This is a genomic window from Bradyrhizobium sp. CCGE-LA001 (assembly GCF_000296215.2).
In the GTDB taxonomy this organism is placed as follows: Bacteria; Pseudomonadota; Alphaproteobacteria; order Rhizobiales; family Xanthobacteraceae; genus Bradyrhizobium.
On record NZ_CP013949.1, the window covers coordinates 4,574,302 to 4,591,265 of the forward strand.

Sequence of the window (16,964 nt, forward strand, 5' to 3'; positions counted from 1 at the left end):
ATCTGCCGCATACATCGTCGCTGGATCACCCCTTGATTCGGAGCCGACGATGTTGCGCTGGATGATGCCTGCCCTGGCAGTGATGCTGACGGTTTCGTCCGCGCTGGCCGCCGATCTGCCGGTCACGCCGAAGCGGCGCGCCGCTGTTCCGCCGCAGGACGCACCGAAGGTTTACGTCGAAACCGACCCTGATGCCTTGATCTCGCCGGCCTACGGCATCGGCAGCTACATCCGCAACTTGCCGGGCACGCCGCTATTGCCCGGCTCGCACACGCTGCCGGGCTATTACGGCCGCCCCTGGAGCTACGATTACCAGGGCGCGTATTACGGCGGGAAGCAGGTCGATTATTTCTGGCGCCTGCCCTACGCGTGCGGCGTTTACGGCTATTGCTGATCTGATCAGCTGGAGCTGATGGATCAGCCGGCCTGACCGAGCGGAACCGCACGCGGCTGCACCTGCATCGATTGCCGCGAGACCAGACGCTCCACCTGCATCACGGAAAGCATGAGCACCACGATCGCGACCGCCTGGTGCGCGAGCGCGAGGCCAATTGGAACCTGGTTGAGCAGCGTCAGGATGCCGAGCACCGCCTGCAGGCTCACCGCCCCAAACAGCCAGAGCGCGCCGCTCGCAGCCGTCCCTGCCCGCGCGCGCACTGCGTCGATCGCATGCAGCGCCGCCAGCGCGAACAGCAGATAGGCGGTCATGCGGTGCTCGAACTGCACCGTCAGCACGTTGTCGAACATATTGCGCCACCACGGCGTCTCGAACCACAGCCGCTCGGCCGACGGGATGAACGCGCCGTCGATCTGCGGCCAGGTGTTGTAGGCGCGCCCGGCGCGCAGGCCCGCGACCAGCGCGCCGAAATAGATCTGCACGAACGTCGCGACGAGAAGCAGCACACTCGTGAACCGCAGCCGCGCCTGTGCTGCGATCTGCGGCCGCTCCTTGAGCCGCCGCACCGTCCAGACGATGCCGGCGAAGATCAGAAGCGCGAGCATCAGATGCGTCGCCAGCCGATATTGCGACACCTCGGTGCGTCCCGACAGGCCCGAAGCGACCATCCACCAGCCGACTGCGCCTTGCAGGCCGCCGAGCGCGAACAGCAGCCACAGCCGCCGCTTCAATTCACCGGACAGACCGCCGCGCCACAGGAAGAACAGGAACGGCAAGAGATAGGCGACGCCGATGAAACGGCCGAGCAGACGGTGGCTCCATTCCCACCAGAATATCTCCTTGAACTCGGACAGGCTCATGCCTGCATTGAGCTCGCGATATTGCGGGATCTTCTTGTAGGCCTCGAACGCCTCGGTCCACTGCGCCTCGGTGAGCGGCGGCACGCTGCCCGTGACCGGCTTCCATTCGACGATCGAGAGGCCGGATTCCGTGAGCCGCGTCGCACCGCCGACCAGCACCATCAGCGCGATCAGCGCCGCGACGGCGATCAGCCACGCGCGCACGGCGCGATGCGGTTCGGATGAGGCGGACATCGTCGTCATCGGGGGCAAAAACCAGGCCTTAAACCAGGGAGACTTGAACCAGGGAGGCTTGAACCGGACTGCGCGCCCCTTATAGTCCCCCGCTCCCGCAGCGCAAGTTACGCGAAAGCCACGATATTCCGCCATGACGATCCGCACCCGCAAGTTCCTTGGCGCCATCCTGCTCCTGGTGCTGGCAACGGTCTGGTCCCTGCTCGGCATGGCGGCGGCGCAGATGCCGTGGATCGCCGAGTCCGGCTGGCGGCAGGCGATCTATTACGTGGTGGTGGGCCTGGGCTGGGTGCTGCCGGCGATGCCGATCGTGAGCTGGATGCAGCGAGCGGACCGCGTCAAGTCTGGCTCGTAGCGCTGCCGGTCGGCTTCACCGGAGCAAAGGCCACACCCGACACCAGCACGCGCAGCATGCGTAGCGAGCGCACCCTTCCGTCCCAGGAGATCCGCGGCAGCGCGCGCAGATTGGTACGGCCCTCCGCCTCCACGATGCCGGGGATTGCTGAGACCGCGCTGGCAAAGCCCGCCTCCTCGGCCATCACGACATGGCTGCGCCGGAACGAGGCACGGTCGCCGAACGGAAAGGCGAGATGCGTGATCTCGCGATGGAACGCGGATTCCGCAACCACCTTGCCCATCGTCATCTCGCGCAGCGCGCCTGTATCCTTCATATTGGCGAGAACGGGATAATTCACGGTCGCGCTGCCGATCGTCACTAGCGGATCCGCAGCGAGCCTGGCGAGGTCCTCCCAGTTCATCGACGCCTCGCGCGAAAGTGCGGCGAGGTCGATCCGGTAACGCGTGCAGAGATCGGCGATCGCGGCCGACAGCTCCGCCGGCGGCAGCGAGCGCAACCAGCCTTCGAGATGGGAGAACAGCGCCCGCTTCCCCGCAATATCGGTAACCGTGGAACGCTGCTCCTTCTCGCCCATCATCAGGCTGATGCGGCTCTCGAGCGCGATCACCTGTTCGAGCCCGAGCCACCAGGCCTCGCCGACGCCATCGGGAAAGGCGGTGGGCACATAGATCGTGAAGGGCACGCCGTGGCGCGCCAGCACCGGATAGGCGAAGTCGATCAGATCCTTGCTCGCGCCATCAAAGGTCAGCGCCACGAAGCGCCGCTTCTCCGGCAGCGTCACGGCGCGGCGGCAGACCTCGTCCATGCCGAGGAAATCATACCTCCAGCGCCGCAGCGCGCGAATGGCACGGTCGAGGAATTGCGGCGTGATCTCGTGCTCGCGCAGCGGCTGAAACCCGCCACGACGCCGCGGCCGCACGCGCTGAAAGCGCAGGATGGCACCGGCACCGCGGCTGCGCAGCGCCGCCTGGCCGCTGAACCAGGTCAGCTCAAGCCGCAGCCGCTCCAGCCATCTTTCGTCGGATACCAAGGTCCCCGCCCTTCGCGCGCCGGCGCCCGTTCCCTCTCCTGTCGTCATTACCCTTTGTTGACCTTTCTTTGCAAAGGTCGGCCCAAGGCCGAACTCGGTCTATTTTGATTTCTCGACAGGTTTCGCGAATGACCATGGCTGCGGCGATGCAAAGCCGATCGGCAGAAGCGCCAGCGCGGTCGACGGCGAGCCGCATCGCTCAGGTCGATATCGTCACGGATCTCGGCGAGGCCGAGGCGGCCTGGCGCGCCTTCGAGCAGACTGGCCATCTCTTTACGCCCTACCAGTGCTTCGATCTGCTCGCCCCCTGGCAACAGCTAGTCGGTGCCCACGAAGGGGCGCGCCCTTTCATCGTGATCGCCCGCGACGCCGAGCATGGGCCTCTCCTGCTGCTGCCGCTGTCACTGCGCCAGAGCCATGGCGTGCGCACCGCCAGCTTCATGGGCGGCAAGCACACGACCTTCAACATGGGCCTTTGGAACGCCGAATTCGCGGCGGAGGCGGTTCTCGACGATCTCGACGCACTGCTGATGCCGTTGCGCGCGCATGTCGACGTGCTCTCGCTGACGCAGCAGCCCAGGCGCTGGAGCGGCCAGCAGAACCCGTTTGCGCTGCTGCCGCGGCAGGGCTCGATCAACGGCTGCCCGCTGCTGGCGATGGAGCCGGGCGGCCCGCTGGAATCGCGCATCAGCAATTCCTTCCGCCGCCGCCTCAAGAGCAAGGAGAAGAAGCTCCAGGCCCTGCCCGGCTACCGCTACAATCTCGCGACCTCAGATGCGGACATCGAGCGCCTGCTCGACTGGTTCTTCCGCGTCAAGCCGGCGCGGATGGCGGAGCAGAACCTGCCGAACGTGTTCGCCGAGCCGGGCGTCGAGCAATTCATCCGCAGCGCCTGCCTGTCCCGGCGCGGCGACGGCCGCGCGATCGACATCCACGCGCTCGAATGCGACGAGGACGTGATCGCGATCTTCGCCGGCGTCGCCGACGGCCAGCGCTTCTCGATGATGTTCAACACCTACACGATGTCCGAGCATGCCCGTTACAGCCCGGGCCTGATCCTGATGCGCTACATCATCGACCGCTGCGCCGAGCGCGGCTACCACTCCCTCGACCTCGGCATCGGCTCGGACGATTACAAGCGGATGTTCTGCAAGGACGACGAGGACATCTTCGACAGCTTCGTGCCCCTGACCTCGCGCGGAAAGCTCGCGGCGATGGCGATGTCATCGCTCAGTCGCGGCAAGCGGATGGTGAAGCAGAACCAGATGCTGTTCGATCTCGCCCGCCGGCTGCGGCAGACGTTCGGGTAAGACCTCTTCGCAATGACCGGGTCGTAGGGTGGGCAAAGCGAAGCGTGCCCACGTCTTCCGTTCCCGCATTGGAGAGGTCGTGGGCACGACGCAAACACGCCTTTGCCCACCCTACGATTCCGAGTGTGCGGAGAGAGCCTACGCCGCCACGACGCGCGGAGCTTCCACCGTCGGCTGCACCGGCTTGTTCAGCATCGTCACCTCGCTGAAGCCGACCGCTCTCAGCTGCTCGCACATCTGCGTGCGCGCATCCGGGGCCATCGTTGCATCCGGCACCACGACGGCGCGGGCATGCGCCGTCAGCAGGTCGGCCGGCAGATCGGAGGCGCTGCCGGCATCGAGGAGCACGTGGTCGTAGGCGCGGAGCAGCGCATCGATCGCGAGCGTCACGCGCGGCGATTGCAACAGGCTGCGGTCGAAGCCCGGACGGCCGGCCATGACAAGATGCAACCGCGACAGCTTGTCCCGGGTAATGACCTGCGCGAACGTCGCCTCGCCCTGCATCAACTCGGCAAGACCCGGCGCGGACGCATCGACGGAGACAGCGGCAATCGTCGGCGACGACCCGGCGAGATCGACCACCACGACACGCGCGTCGCGCGCCAGATGCCTGGCGAGCGTCAGCGTCGACAGCGTGATGGATTCACCGGCCGCCGTGCCGAGCACCGTGACCTTCTTTGCCCCCGCGCCTGCCCGGCGCAGGCTGCCGGCCAACTGCTCGATCTCGGCGAATTCGGAGATGTCGGCTTCTGGCGCTATCTCCGGCTGAAGCGGCCCGGGATTGTCGACCACCGGATCAATTATCGGCGCGGCCACCGGTTCGACCACCGGCTCAACCATCACGTCCCGGCGCACCGGCGCCCGCGACGGCAGGACCGCTCCCATCGCGCGCGGCGCGGTCTGGCGCAACAGCTCACCGGTAACGACGACGCCGGACGACAGCAACAGCGTCGCGATGGTCGCGATCAGCACGATCGGCAGCTTCTTCGGATAGGCCGGCGTGTTGGAGACGATGGCGCGCGAGATGATGCGACCGTCGGTCGGCGCGGTGTCGATGGTCTCGCGGGTATTGGCCTCGCGGTACTTGGCAAGATAAGTCTCCAGCAGGTCGCGCTGCGCCTTGGCCTCGCGCTCGAGCGCGCGGAGCTGCACGTCCTGCCCGTTGGTCGAGGCCGCCTGCTTCTTGAGCTGATCGAGGCTCGTCGTCAGACCGTCGACCCGGCTGCTGGCGATGCGCGCGTCGCTTTCGAGCGTGCGCGAAATCTTGGCGGCTTCGTCGCGGATCTGATTGTCGAGATCGCCGAGCTGCGCCTTCAATTCCTTGATGCGCGGGTGGTTGCCGAGCAGCGTGGAGGATTGCTCGGCAAGCTGGGCACGCAGCGTCACCCGCTGCTCCGACAGCCGCCGCATCAACTCGGAGTTCACGACTTCCGACGCCTCGATCGGCTTGCCGCTCTGGAGCATTTCGCGGATCAGCTTCGCCTTGGATTCCGCGTCGGCCTTGATCGAACGCGCATTGTTGAGCTGGGTGTTGATCTCGCCCATCTGCTGGTTCGACAGCGTGGTGTTGTTGGTGCCGACGAACAGGCTGGACTTGGAGCGGAAGTCCTCGACCCGCGCCTCGGCGTCGGAGACCTTCTTGCGCAGGTCCTCGATCTCGCCGGCCAGCCACTGGCTGGCGTTCTTGGCTTGCTCCTGGCGCGCGCTCTGCTGGAGCACGAGGTAACCCTCGGCGATCGAGTTGGCGACACGCGCGGCAAGCTCGGGATCGGCGGACTGGAAGTCGACCACGATCACGCGCGACTTGTCGACGGCGTAGGCCTGGAGGCGCTCGTAATAGGCGTCCAGCACCCGCTCTTCCGGCGTCATCGAGAACGGATCGCGGCCGATGCCGATCATCGCCGCGAGCGATTTCAGCGGCGAGATGCCCTGCAGCACGGGATCGAATTCGGGCCGCTCAGCAAGCTTGTTCTTCTTGATGATCTCGCGCGCGAGATCGCGCGATAACACGAGCTGCACCTGGCTGGTGACGGCCTCGGCGTCGAGCGCCTGCCGCTCCTCGGCGCGGTCGCTGTTCGGGCGCAGGAACACGTTCTCGCGGCCGTCGATCAGGATACGGGCTTCGGATTTGTAGCGCGGCGTGACGAGGTTCACGATGGCAATCGAGGTGACGAGCACCAGCACCGTCGGCACGATGATCCAGCCGCGCTTGCGCGCCAATGCTCCGCCGAGCGCGTGCAGGTCGATGTCGCCGGATTCGATTTGCGCCTGCTTCGTGACGACGGGCTTCGCTTCGATCTTGGTTTCGATCTTGCTGTCGATCTTGGGCGCAGCTTCGGCCCTGGATTTCGAGACGGCCCGCTCGATCACAGCCTTGTCCTTGCCGGCACGCCAGAACGCTAAACGCATCGAACACTCCCGCAGGGCAACGCTGCGACTCTACCTCAACCGCGGCGATTACACTCCATTAAGGTTGCCGCTGGGTTAATCGCTCCGTTCCGCCATCCGCGCGCACGCGCTCGTCACCGTTTGTTAACCACGAGGCCCCTTAATCCGTCTCGATTATTCGCAAGATTGTTCGTGTTCGCCGTCGAGCGCTGGTTTTGATCATGCCCCCCTCTCCCGACCGGCCGCTCCGAATCCTGCACGCCGTGCGCGCACCCGTCGGCGGAATCTTTCGCCACATCCTCGACGTTGCCAATGGCCAGGTCGATCGCGGCCATCACGTCGGCATCCTCGCCGACAGCCTCACCGGCGGCGAGCGCGCCGACAAGGCGCTGGCCGAGCTCGCACCGCGGCTGAAGCTCGGCGTGCACCGCCTCGCGATCCGCCGCGAACCCTCGCCCGACGACGTCATGGTGTGGCTCCGCATGCGGCGGCTGATCGCCGCACTCAAGCCCGACGTCATGCACGGCCACGGTGCCAAGGCGGGTGCCTTCATCCGCATGCGGCGGCGCTCCGACGACACCATCCGCATCTACACCCCGCATGGCGGCTCGCTGCATTATCCCCTCAACACCTTCAAGGGCGAATTCTACGCGCGGCTCGAGCGCACGCTGATGGATGCGACCGACCTGTTCCTGTTCGAAAGCGCGTTTGCCCGCGACACCTATCAACGCATCGTCGGCACGCCCAAGGGCGTCGTGCATTGCGTCTTCAACGGCGTCACGCCGGAGGAGTTCGAGCCGGTCGTGCTCGCCGACGATGCCACCGATCTCGCTTATGTCGGCGAGTTCAGGCACATCAAGGGTGCCGATCTCCTGGTCGACGCCGTGGCGCGCCTGCACGAGGGCGGCAAGAAGGTCACGTTGACGCTCGGCGGCGACGGCGAGGAAACGGCGGCGCTGAAGGCGCAAGTCGAGCGACTCGGCCTGTCCGGCGCGATCCGCTTCATCGGCCACGTCAAGGCGCGCTACGGCTTCTCCCAGGGGCGGCTGCTGGTCGTTCCCTCGCGCGGCGATTCCATGCCCTATGTCGTGATCGAGGCGGGCGCCGCCGGCATTCCCATGATCGCGTCCCGCATCGGCGGCATCCCCGAGATCTTCGGCTCCGACAGCCCCGCTTTGTTCGCACCCAGCAACCCCGAGGCCATGGCGGAGGCGATCGCGGCTGCACTCGACAATCCCGAGGCTACAGCGCAACGCGCCGTCTCCTTGCGCGAGCGCATCTCCGCGCATTTCTCGCAATCCGCCATGGTCGACGGCGTGATCGCCGGCTACCGCGACGCATTTGCCAATCATTAACTATCCTTAAGGCGCTTTAGAGAATCTTCCGATTTGTTCGATAATCGACGTGCCAGGGGATGCTTGCCCGGGGCGCGTCAGGCCGTGCCGCGGGCTTTGGAATGGACGTGGACGCCCGTGGAACCGCTCAACGCACGCTCGATGCTCGATGCCGCGACCAGCGGCACGGCAAAGCCCGCCGACCAACCCTTTGTCGAGCGCCGCCGCCGGCTATCGCCTGCAGCGCTCGAAGTCGTCAACCAGAAGGTGGCCCGCGCCTATTCGCCGATCGTAATCGCCGGCTTGGTGCGCCTCGCTGATTTCGTGCTGCTCAGCCTCGTCGGCATTGCGGTTTATCTCGGCTATGTCATGCCGCTCGCAGGCGCCTTCAGCTGGGTCTATCCCGCCGAGGTCGTCGCCGTCGCGATCGCCGCCGTGGTCTGCTTTCAGGCCGCCGACCTCTACCAGGTGCAGATGTTCCGCTGGCAGCTGCGGCAGATGACGCGGATGATCTCGTCCTGGTCGTTCGTCTTCCTGCTGTTTATCGGCATCTCGTTCTTCGCCAAGTTCGGCAGCGAAGTGTCGCGGCTATGGCTTGCCGCGTTCTATTTCCTCGGCCTCGCCGCGCTGATGGCCGAGCGTCTCGTCCTGCGCTCGCTGGTGCGCGGCTGGGCGCGCGAAGGCCGGCTCGACCGCCGCACCATCATCGTCGGTTCCGACAGCAACGGCGAGCTGCTGGTCGAGGCGCTGAAGGCGCAGGAAGATTCCGACATCCACGTGCTCGGCGTGTTCGACGACCGCAACGACAGCCGCGCGCTCGACACCTGCGCCGGCGCACGCAAGCTGGGCAAGGTCGACGACATCGTCGAGTTTGCCCGCCGCACCCGCGTCGATCTCGTGCTGTTCGCGCTGCCGATCTCGGCGGAGACACGCATCCTGGAGATGCTGAAGAAGCTCTGGGTGCTGCCGGTCGACATTCGCCTCTCCGCGCACACCAACAAGCTGCGCTTCCGCCCCCGCTCCTATTCCTATCTCGGCGAGGTGCCGACGCTGGACGTGTTTGAGGCACCGATTACCGATTGGGATCTGGTGATGAAATGGCTGTTCGACCGCGTCGTCGGCAGCCTCGCGCTGCTCGCCGCGCTGCCGGTGATGGGGCTGGTGGCGCTGGCAGTGAAGCTCGACAGCCCGGGTCCGGTGCTGTTCCGCCAGAAGCGCTTCGGCTTCAACAACGAACGCATCGACGTCTACAAGTTCCGCTCGATGTACCACCATCAGGCCGATCCGACCGCCGCCAAGGTCGTGACCAAGAACGATCCGCGCGTCACCCGCGTCGGCCGCTTCATCCGCAAGACCAGCCTGGACGAGCTGCCGCAGCTCTTCAACGTAGTCCTCTCAGGCAATCTCTCGCTGGTCGGCCCGCGTCCGCATGCGGTGCAGGGCAAGCTCCAGAGCCGGCTGTTCGACGAGGCCGTTGACGGCTATTTCGCCCGCCACCGCGTCAAGCCCGGCATCACCGGCTGGGCCCAGATCAACGGCTGGCGCGGCGAGATCGACAATGAAGAGAAGATCCAGAAGCGCGTCGAGTTCGACCTCTATTACATCGAGAACTGGTCGGTGCTGTTCGACCTCTTCATTCTCCTGAAGACGCCGGTCTCGCTGCTGACCAAGAACGAGAACGCGTATTGAGTTGAGTTTCTCCGTCATGCCCCGCGCAGGCGGGGCATCCAGTACGCCGCAGCGCCGGCCGTTTCACCAATGCGCGCCGCAGAGTACTGGATCGCCCGGTCAAGCCGGGCGATGACAGCTGTGTTTGTGGCGTAAGACTAGCGTGAGCGTGCGATGACGTATGCGGCGACAGCCGGTGGAGTGAACGTAGCCGCACCGGCTGCGCCCGGCGTGCTGGCGCTGCAGCGCGCGCTGGTATGGCTGGTCGGCGCCTCCGGCGCGATCGTGTTCATCGAGCCGAGCCCCTACGAGATCGCGACGCTGCTTGCCACCGTCGTCTTCTTCGCCACCGGCCTGCGGCTGAAGCTCGTGCTGATGCCGCTGGTGCTGCTGCTGGTGCTGCTCAATGTCGGCTACACGATCAGCGCGATTCCGCTGTTCGATAAGTCCGAGGTCGTGAGCTGGATCGCGACCTCCTGGTACATGGCGGTGACAGTGGTGTTCTTCGCGATGGTCATCTCGGAGGACACGACAGCCCGGCTCGACATGCTGCGGCGAGGCCTCCTGGTCGGCGCGATGATCGCTTCTCTCCTGGCGATCGCCGGCTACTTCCATCTCGTCCCCGGCGGAAGCGACCTCCTGACCCTCTACGGCCGCGCGCGCGGCACGTTCAAGGACCCCAACGTGCTCGGCGCCTTCCTGATCCTGCCGGCGCTGTTCGCGCTCCAGAGCGTGGTCTCGGACAAGTTCGGCAAGGCGTTCCGCAGTGTGGTCGCCTTCGGCATCATGTCGCTGGCGATCCTTCTCGCCTTCTCCCGCGCCGCCTGGGGCGGGCTGGTGCTGACCTCCGCCTTCATGCTGGCGCTGATGGTGCTGACCAGCCGCACCAACACGCAGCGGTCGCGCATCATCATCATGGCGATCGTAGCAGTGGTGCTGGGCGTCGCGCTGATCGCGGTGCTGCTGTCATTCGATGCCACCGCCGAAATGTTCAAGCAGCGTGCGAGCTTCGATCAGAGCTACGACGAGGGCCGCTTCGGCCGGTTCGGCCGGCACATCCTCGGTGCGGAGATGGCGCTCGACCTGCCGTTCGGCATCGGCCCGCTGCAATTCCACCGCTTCTTCCCCGAGGACACCCACAACTCCTACCTCAACGCCTTCATGTCCGGCGGCTGGCTCTCGGGCGTGTGCTATCCCGCGCTGGTCTTCACCACCGTCATCATGGGCTTCAGGCACATCTTCATCCCCGTGCCCTGGCAACGAGCTTACCTCGCCGTGTTCTCGGCCTTCCTCGGCACCGTCGGCGAGAGCTTCGTGATCGACACCGACCACTGGCGGCACTTCTGGATGATGCTCGGCGCGATGTGGGGCATGATCGCGGCCGCGCAGATTCACCGGACTAGCGAGGACGCTTCTTCAGCTTGAGATCGGGGCGTTTCTCCGGCGGCGTATCGAGCAGACGCTTGAGCGCCTCGGTCGCCGCCAGCACGCCCTTGTAGCCCTCATTGGCGAAACGCAACAGCAGGCGCAACTCCTCGTCCGAATAGCCGCTGCAAACCTTCTCCATGGCTTGCTGCATCGGCACGTAGAACTGGGTGAGCTTTGCCATCGCATCGGGCACGACGGCGATGAAGACCTTGCGACGGTCCTTCTCGTCGCGCTCGCGGCGCACCAGGCCGGCCTTTTCCAGCCGATCAACGACGCCGGTGATGGCCCCCGTCGTGAGCCCCGTGACCTCGGCGAGCCTTCCAGCGGTAACGCGTCCCTCGAGATAGAGAATGTCCATGCATTCGAGGTCGGAATTGGCAATTCCGGCAACGTTCGCAACGGTCTGGCCATAGAGCACACCCTGCGCGGACGACCTGCGCATCGCCTCCTCGAGCTCCTGCAACAGCGTCGCGCGCGCCTTCGTCCTTGACAAGGCCGACCTCTTCTCTTATCCGATGTATATCTTAGTCACTAAGATATTTAGCGACCGTAATTTCTCCTAGCACCACGGGAACGTCCGGAGCAAGCCATGTCCATCCGCCCGCGAAAGGCCCTGATCATCGGCGCTGGCATCGCCGGGCCCGTCGCCGCGATTCTGCTCCGCCGCGCCGGCATCGAATCCGCAATCTATGAGGCCTGGCCCTATTCCAAGGGCATTGGTGGCGGCCTTCAGATCGCGCCGAACGGCATGCACGTGGTGGATGAGATCGGCCTTGCGCAGGAGCTGGTCAGCCGCGGCTCGGTCGCGGAGGCCTTCGACTTCTATTCGCAAGGCGGCAAGAAGCTGGGCTCGATCAACCGCGACATGGAGCGGCGCTTCGGCCAGCCGGCCGTCAACATCTCCCGCGCCGCGCTGAACGAGATCCTGATCGACAAGGCTTGGTGCGCCTGCGTCTCGCTCTATTTCGAGAAGCGCCTGATCAAGGTCGAGGACCGCGGCGACCAATTGATCATCGCCTATTTCGCCGACGGCACCACGGCCGAAGGCGACTTCCTGATCGGCGCTGACGGCGTCCACTCTGTCGTGCGCCGCCAGGTGATCCCGGATGGCCCGCAACCGTTCGACACCGGCCTGATCGGCTTCGGCGGCTTCGTGCCGCATGCCGTGCTCGACGGCAGGCCGATTGGCCGGCACGTCGAGACCACGTTCGGACAGAGCGGCTTCTTCGGCTACGGCCATTGCAGTCCCGATCCCAACGACGGCGTAATGTGGTGGAGCACGCAGCCCGCGCACGGCATGGATGCCGCGACGTTCCGCGCGCTCGATCACGCCACGCTGAAGCAGCATCTGCGCGACTTCCACCGCGGCTGGCACGATCCGATTCCCGCCATCATCGAAGCGGCCGAGAACATCGTCGTCACCGATACGCTCGATGTCGCGACCCTGCCGACCTGGTCGCGCAAGCGCTCGCTCCTGATCGGCGATGCCGCGCACGCGACCAGCCCTCATGCCGGCCAGGGCGCTTCGCTCGCGCTCGAAGATGCGATGCGTCTCGCGCGCCTGATGCAGGACGGGCAAGAGCTCGGCGCCACCTTCCAGGCCTTCGAGGCCGAGCGCCGCCCGCGCACCGAGAAGATCGTCGCCATGGCCCGCCGCAACGGCAACAGCAAGCGCGAGTTCAGCGCCACCGGCGCATGGGTTCGCAATCAGATGATGAAATGGCTGCTGCCGCTCGGCGCCAAGGGCATGGATTTCATGTACGCGTATAACGCGCGAGTGGCGTAGCCCAGAATAACACTGTCATGCCCCGGCTTGACCGCGGCCTCTCGGCTTAATCACAGCCGGCTCTGGAATACTGGATCGTCCGGTCAAGCCGGACGATGACACCGTCATTGTGGAAAGTGACCGCGCCTAATTCTCCACCCTGAACGTCAGCCCCGCATTGTCCTGCAGCCGCTTGATCAGCTTGTGCTGCATCGCCGCACCCGGAGTCCAGAAACCGGCTGGAACGTCGGCGGCATCGCGCAGCAGGCAGATCGCGCATTCCGAGATCATCTTCGAGGTCGAGCCGTAGCCGGGATCGCGGTCGCCGGTGACGCCGGCGCGGACTTGCCGACCGTCGGGCGCGATCGCGACATAGAGCAGATTGAACAGGCCGTTCTCGCGCTCTTCCTTCGAGGGCCCCTCGCCCGGCTTCGGCGCGTTCGGGCCGGTCTTCTCGGCATTGGCTGCCATCACGCGCTTGGCGTTGGCCTCGCCCTTCTCGCCGGGGCCGGTCAGAACCATCTCGTCGTAGACGAATTCGCGGCCGTAGGGAAAGCCCATCAGCATGTTGGAGCGATGGACGTTACGGGTGTTGATCAGCGCCATCATGAACGGCGCGGCCCAGGATTGCAGGTCTTCCTCGTAAGCCGCCCTGTTGCCCTTCGGCTGCTTCGGGCCGGTGAAGCCGGGTGTCAGCGCGAAATGGTCGTTGAGAATGGCGACGAGGCTAAGGTCCTTGGCGACCGCATCGAAGGTCGCTTTCGCGCTCGCGGCGGTGCCACCCGAAAGCGTACCGCGCATGTCGCGCACGCGGCCCTTCACGCGCGGCGCCGGCGCGCCGAACACGCGCCTCGCCTCTTCCTGCACGAAGAAGGTGCCGAGCTCGAACGGCACGGAATCATAGCCGCACGAAAACACGATACGTGCGCCGCTCGCCTTGGCTGCCGCCGCGTATTTGTCGATCATCTGCCGCATCCAGACCGGCTCGCCGCAGAGATCGAAATAGTCGGTGCCTCCGGCCACGCAGGCCGCGAGCAGATCCTCGCCGTAGAATTGATACGGACCGACCGTCGTGATCACCGATCTGGTCTGCGCCACCATCGCCTTCAGCGATGCCGCATCCGACGCGTCGGCCACGATCAGCGGCGTCTCCGCGGGCGCGCCGATGGCGTCACGCACCGATTTCAGCTTGTCGAGGCTGCGGCCCGCCATCGCCCATTTCAGCGTCGTGTCGCCCTGGTAATGCGCCGCCAGATATTCGGCGACGAGCTGACCGGTGAAACCGGTCGCGCCATAGACGACGATGTCGAATTTCGCAGAGCTCATGATCGGCCTTTACTTCTTCGCGTAGCTCACGCCCATGCCGGCACGGACGTCGCTTTGAATACCATAGGGCGGGATCGGATAACGCAGGCCGTTTTTGGCCAGCGCCTTCATGCCCTCGATCGCCTTGGCGAGATGCGACGGCTTCAGGGCCATCAGCATTTCCTCGTCCGGCACGCCGCCATAGCGCCGTTCGGCATAGCATGGCAAGGACAGGCTGGGCTCGCCGCTCCTGAGCGCCCGCCCCCAGGAATCCGCGCAAGCGGTCTCGCCGACGACGCCCCATTCGAACTTCTTGTAGCCGGTATATTGCAGCCCGTTGATCAGGATGATCATCTGGCCCGGCGTCGCGTAGACGAGGCAGATGTCGGGCGGATCGAGCCGGCCGCTTGCGAGCGGACTGACGGCGAGCGCCTGATACTGCCCGAACGGCACCACGTCCAGCGCCTCCTGCCGCTTGCGTGCGTCTTCCGCCGTGCCGTGCCACACGCCGACATAATTTTCGCCGGCGAGCCATTTGTCGTCCTGCGGCGCAAGCCCGATCACCGCGCGGCACTGCGCGCCGACGAGATCATCGGCCGTGATGCCGACGGTCCATCCCAGACGCGCGGCCATGCTGACGATCTGGTCGGTGGTGTGGATCGCATTCGGCCGCCGGATTTTCGGGATCGCCTCCATCTCCGCGGCACGCGCGAACAGCTTCATGCCGATCACTGTGGTCTTCAGCCGCAACAGATTGTTGAGATCGGCGACGAGGCCGGCAAGATCAATCCTGTCTGCGCTTGTCTCCTGCATGGCGTTCCTCCCGGCCGGCGATCGCGCGCCGCATTCTTGCTTTTCAGCCTTCGTTTTAGTCCTTGCCCGGTCCAGGAAGCAACTCGTCGGTCCTGCCCATCAGGCGGTATGCCACGAGACCGATCCACTCGCGCACCGCGATGTCGGTTCGACGAAGGCCGTCTGCCCCCGAATTGGTGAAGGAGAAGAGATCGTCCCGGCCGCCCATGCGCCAATCCACGGGATAGGCTTCGACGTCAAAGCCGGCCTTGCGGAAAATTCCCATCGAGCGCGGCATGTGAAAGGCCGAGGTGACGAGGAGCCAGCGCTCGCCCGGCTTGGGCGACACGAGTTGCTTGGTGAAGATCGCATTCTCCCAGGTGTTGCGCGAGTTGCGCTCGAGGATCAGGCGCTCCTTGGGGATGCCGATATTCTCCAGCACCGGCGCGGAATAATCGGCTTCCCTCGCCTCCGTGGAGACCAGGTTCGAATTGCCACCGGTGAAGACGATACGTGCATTTGGATAGCGGCGGGCAAGCTCGGCCGGCGCGAACAGACGATCCGCGGCGTGCGCGACGACAGGCGTGCCATGCGCCGCCGACAGGTCGGTGTCGACGGAGCCGCCGAGCACGATGATGCCGTCGGGCGCACCGCGCGAGGGATCCCAAGGCGCAAAGCGCGATTCCAGCGGATAGAGCAACAGACTGCCGAGCGGCGAGAACGCGGCGAGCGCCAGCACGACCAGCGTGATCACCGCAAGCTTGCGGCCGAAGGCGGCAAAGCGCGTCGCCATCAGCACGACGGACAGGATTCCAAGCTCGACCAGCAGATTGATCGGCAGCAGCGCGACTCCGATGGTCTTGGAAAGAGCGAAAAACAGGGGAGCCTCGCTGGAATAATCGTGCCGGCCATGCGCGGGCTTGACCGGCCCGGCCTTGTTCGGAAATCTTCTTGGAAGAGGATCGAGCGCCGGGTCAAGCCCGGGACCGATCAAACCAACCGGACGCGGCAAATGACCCATCATCACCTGCATTCCAGCCCCGAAACCTGTCATTGGGGCTTCTTCGAAGCCGCGCTCAAGCCCGTCCTGACCGTCGCGAGCGGCGACGAGGTGACCATCGACACCATCAGCGGCGGTCCGGACATGCTGCCCGACCGTGACAAGTTTCACATTCCGCCGGAGATGTACGAGGTTCACGCCAGGAGCGAGCGCATGCTGCCCGGCCACATCCTGACCGGTCCGATTGCGGTCGACGGCGCCGAGCCGGGCGACGTGCTCGCGGTCGAGATCCTCGACGTTCAGCTCCGGCAGGATTGGGGCTGGAACATGATCAAGCCGCTGTCCGGCACCCTGCCCGACGATTTCCACGAGACGCGTATCCTGAACATCCCGCTTGATCAGAAGCGCATGGTCGGCCGCATGCCTTGGGGCCTCGACCTGCCCCTCAAGCCGTTCTTCGGCGTGATGGGCGTGTCGCCGCCCCCGAGCTGGGGCCGCATCTCCTCGCTGATCCCGCGCGCGATGGGCGGCAATCTCGACAACAAGGAGCTAGGCGCGGGTGCGACGCTGTATCTGCCGGTGTTCGTTCCAGGCGCGCTGTTCTCCTGCGGCGACGGCCACGGCGTGCAGGGCGACGGCGAAGTCTGCGTCACTGCGATCGAGACTGCGCTTCGGGGCCGCTTCCGCCTGACGCTGCACAAGGACCTCAAGTTCGACTATCCCCGCGCCGAGACGGCGACGCACTACATGACCATGGCGATGGATCCCGACCTCGATCAATGCGTGGTCCGCGCGCTGCGCGACATGATCACGCTTATCGGCGAGCGGCGAAACCTGTCGCGCGAGGACGCCTACACGTTGTGCAGCCTGGCCGCCGATCTCAGGGTGACCCAGACCGTCAACGGCGCCAAGGGCATCCATTGCATGATCGAAAAGGCGATCGTGCACGGCTGATCCGGCCAAGCCGTTCCCTGACCTGTCGACGAGAGACCGCCGCCGGCTATCCCGCGCGGCGCGCTTCGCCGTGCCGATTTCTCGTGCGATTCCAATGGCCTGAGCGAGCAAATCAGTTCGTATTTGACTTCCAGCCCTGAA

Annotated in this window: 15 protein-coding genes; 8 read left to right on the forward strand and 7 right to left on the reverse strand. The window is 65.4% G+C overall.

What is annotated here, in order from left to right; all coding sequences use genetic code 11:
- The first annotated feature begins 49 nt into the window (after positions 1-49).
- Positions 50-394: a hypothetical protein gene (locus tag BCCGELA001_RS21180; protein WP_008565585.1), complete on the forward strand. Its 345-nt coding sequence runs from the start codon at positions 50-52 to the stop codon at positions 392-394.
- A gap of 23 nt (positions 395-417) precedes the next feature.
- On the opposite strand, the gene BCCGELA001_RS21185 is transcribed toward BCCGELA001_RS21180, so the two are convergent.
- A complete protein-coding gene (locus BCCGELA001_RS21185; protein ID WP_060736233.1) occupies positions 418-1,500 on the reverse strand; it encodes a COX15/CtaA family protein in 1,083 nt (360 codons plus the stop codon).
- A gap of 124 nt (positions 1,501-1,624) precedes the next feature.
- Here BCCGELA001_RS21185 and BCCGELA001_RS21190 point away from each other — a divergent pair, with 124 nt between their 5' ends.
- The gene (locus BCCGELA001_RS21190) at positions 1,625-1,846 is read left to right on the forward strand and encodes a DUF2842 domain-containing protein (RefSeq protein WP_008547941.1); all 222 of its coding nucleotides are present in this window, start codon (positions 1,625-1,627) and stop codon (positions 1,844-1,846) included.
- Here the strand turns inward: BCCGELA001_RS21190 and BCCGELA001_RS21195 are convergent.
- A complete protein-coding gene (locus tag BCCGELA001_RS21195; RefSeq protein WP_008547942.1) occupies positions 1,830-2,879 on the reverse strand; it encodes a polysaccharide deacetylase family protein in 1,050 nt (349 codons plus the stop codon). The two genes, BCCGELA001_RS21190 and BCCGELA001_RS21195, sit on opposite strands and share 17 nt — an antisense overlap.
- A gap of 128 nt (positions 2,880-3,007) precedes the next feature.
- Between BCCGELA001_RS21195 and BCCGELA001_RS21200 the strand changes: the two genes are divergently transcribed.
- Complete coding sequence (locus BCCGELA001_RS21200; protein WP_008547943.1) at positions 3,008-4,189, forward strand: GNAT family N-acetyltransferase; 1,182 nt, start codon at positions 3,008-3,010, stop codon at positions 4,187-4,189.
- Positions 4,190-4,327: 138 nt separating this feature from the next.
- On the opposite strand, the gene BCCGELA001_RS21205 is transcribed toward BCCGELA001_RS21200, so the two are convergent.
- Positions 4,328-6,598, reverse strand: a complete 2,271-nt coding sequence (locus BCCGELA001_RS21205; protein ID WP_060736234.1) for a GumC family protein — start codon at positions 6,596-6,598, stop codon at positions 4,328-4,330.
- A gap of 200 nt (positions 6,599-6,798) precedes the next feature.
- Between BCCGELA001_RS21205 and BCCGELA001_RS21210 the strand changes: the two genes are divergently transcribed.
- The 3 genes from BCCGELA001_RS21210 (at position 6,799) to BCCGELA001_RS21220 (ending at position 11,004) form a co-directional block, all read left to right on the forward strand.
- The gene (locus tag BCCGELA001_RS21210) at positions 6,799-7,932 is read left to right on the forward strand and encodes a glycosyltransferase family 4 protein (RefSeq protein WP_008547955.1); all 1,134 of its coding nucleotides are present in this window, start codon (positions 6,799-6,801) and stop codon (positions 7,930-7,932) included.
- A 117-nt stretch (positions 7,933-8,049) separates the two neighbouring features.
- On the forward strand, positions 8,050-9,600 hold the full coding sequence (locus BCCGELA001_RS21215) for an undecaprenyl-phosphate glucose phosphotransferase (RefSeq protein WP_060736235.1): 1,551 nt from the start codon (positions 8,050-8,052) through the stop codon (positions 9,598-9,600).
- A gap of 153 nt (positions 9,601-9,753) precedes the next feature.
- The gene (locus BCCGELA001_RS21220; protein ID WP_060736236.1) at positions 9,754-11,004 is read left to right on the forward strand and encodes an O-antigen ligase family protein; all 1,251 of its coding nucleotides are present in this window, start codon (positions 9,754-9,756) and stop codon (positions 11,002-11,004) included.
- Here the strand turns inward: BCCGELA001_RS21220 and BCCGELA001_RS21225 are convergent.
- Positions 10,979-11,449, reverse strand: a complete 471-nt coding sequence (locus BCCGELA001_RS21225; RefSeq protein ID WP_060737761.1) for a MarR family transcriptional regulator — start codon at positions 11,447-11,449, stop codon at positions 10,979-10,981. The two genes, BCCGELA001_RS21220 and BCCGELA001_RS21225, sit on opposite strands and share 26 nt — an antisense overlap.
- A gap of 147 nt (positions 11,450-11,596) precedes the next feature.
- On the opposite strand from BCCGELA001_RS21225, the gene BCCGELA001_RS21230 reads away from it, so the two are divergent.
- Positions 11,597-12,793 (forward strand): FAD-dependent monooxygenase, encoded by a 1,197-nt coding sequence (locus tag BCCGELA001_RS21230; protein ID WP_060736237.1) that lies wholly within the window; start codon positions 11,597-11,599, stop codon positions 12,791-12,793.
- A gap of 126 nt (positions 12,794-12,919) precedes the next feature.
- Here BCCGELA001_RS21230 and BCCGELA001_RS21235 read toward each other — a convergent pair whose 3' ends face one another.
- From BCCGELA001_RS21235 to BCCGELA001_RS21245, 3 genes are read right to left on the reverse strand one after another with little or no spacing between them, the layout of a single operon-like run.
- Positions 12,920-14,098 (reverse strand): saccharopine dehydrogenase family protein, encoded by a 1,179-nt coding sequence (locus BCCGELA001_RS21235; RefSeq protein ID WP_060736238.1) that lies wholly within the window; start codon positions 14,096-14,098, stop codon positions 12,920-12,922.
- A gap of 9 nt (positions 14,099-14,107) precedes the next feature.
- Positions 14,108-14,890 carry a DUF169 domain-containing protein gene (locus tag BCCGELA001_RS21240; protein WP_008548035.1) on the reverse strand — a complete coding sequence of 261 codons (783 nt, stop codon included), beginning with the start codon at positions 14,888-14,890 and terminating at the stop codon, positions 14,108-14,110.
- 55 nt (positions 14,891-14,945) lie between these two features.
- Positions 14,946-15,713 carry a YdcF family protein gene (locus tag BCCGELA001_RS21245; RefSeq protein ID WP_060737762.1) on the reverse strand — a complete coding sequence of 256 codons (768 nt, stop codon included), beginning with the start codon at positions 15,711-15,713 and terminating at the stop codon, positions 14,946-14,948.
- A 168-nt stretch (positions 15,714-15,881) separates the two neighbouring features.
- Between BCCGELA001_RS21245 and BCCGELA001_RS21250 the strand changes: the two genes are divergently transcribed.
- On the forward strand, positions 15,882-16,823 hold the full coding sequence (locus BCCGELA001_RS21250) for an acetamidase/formamidase family protein (RefSeq protein ID WP_060736239.1): 942 nt from the start codon (positions 15,882-15,884) through the stop codon (positions 16,821-16,823).
- Positions 16,824-16,964: the final 141 nt, after the last annotated feature.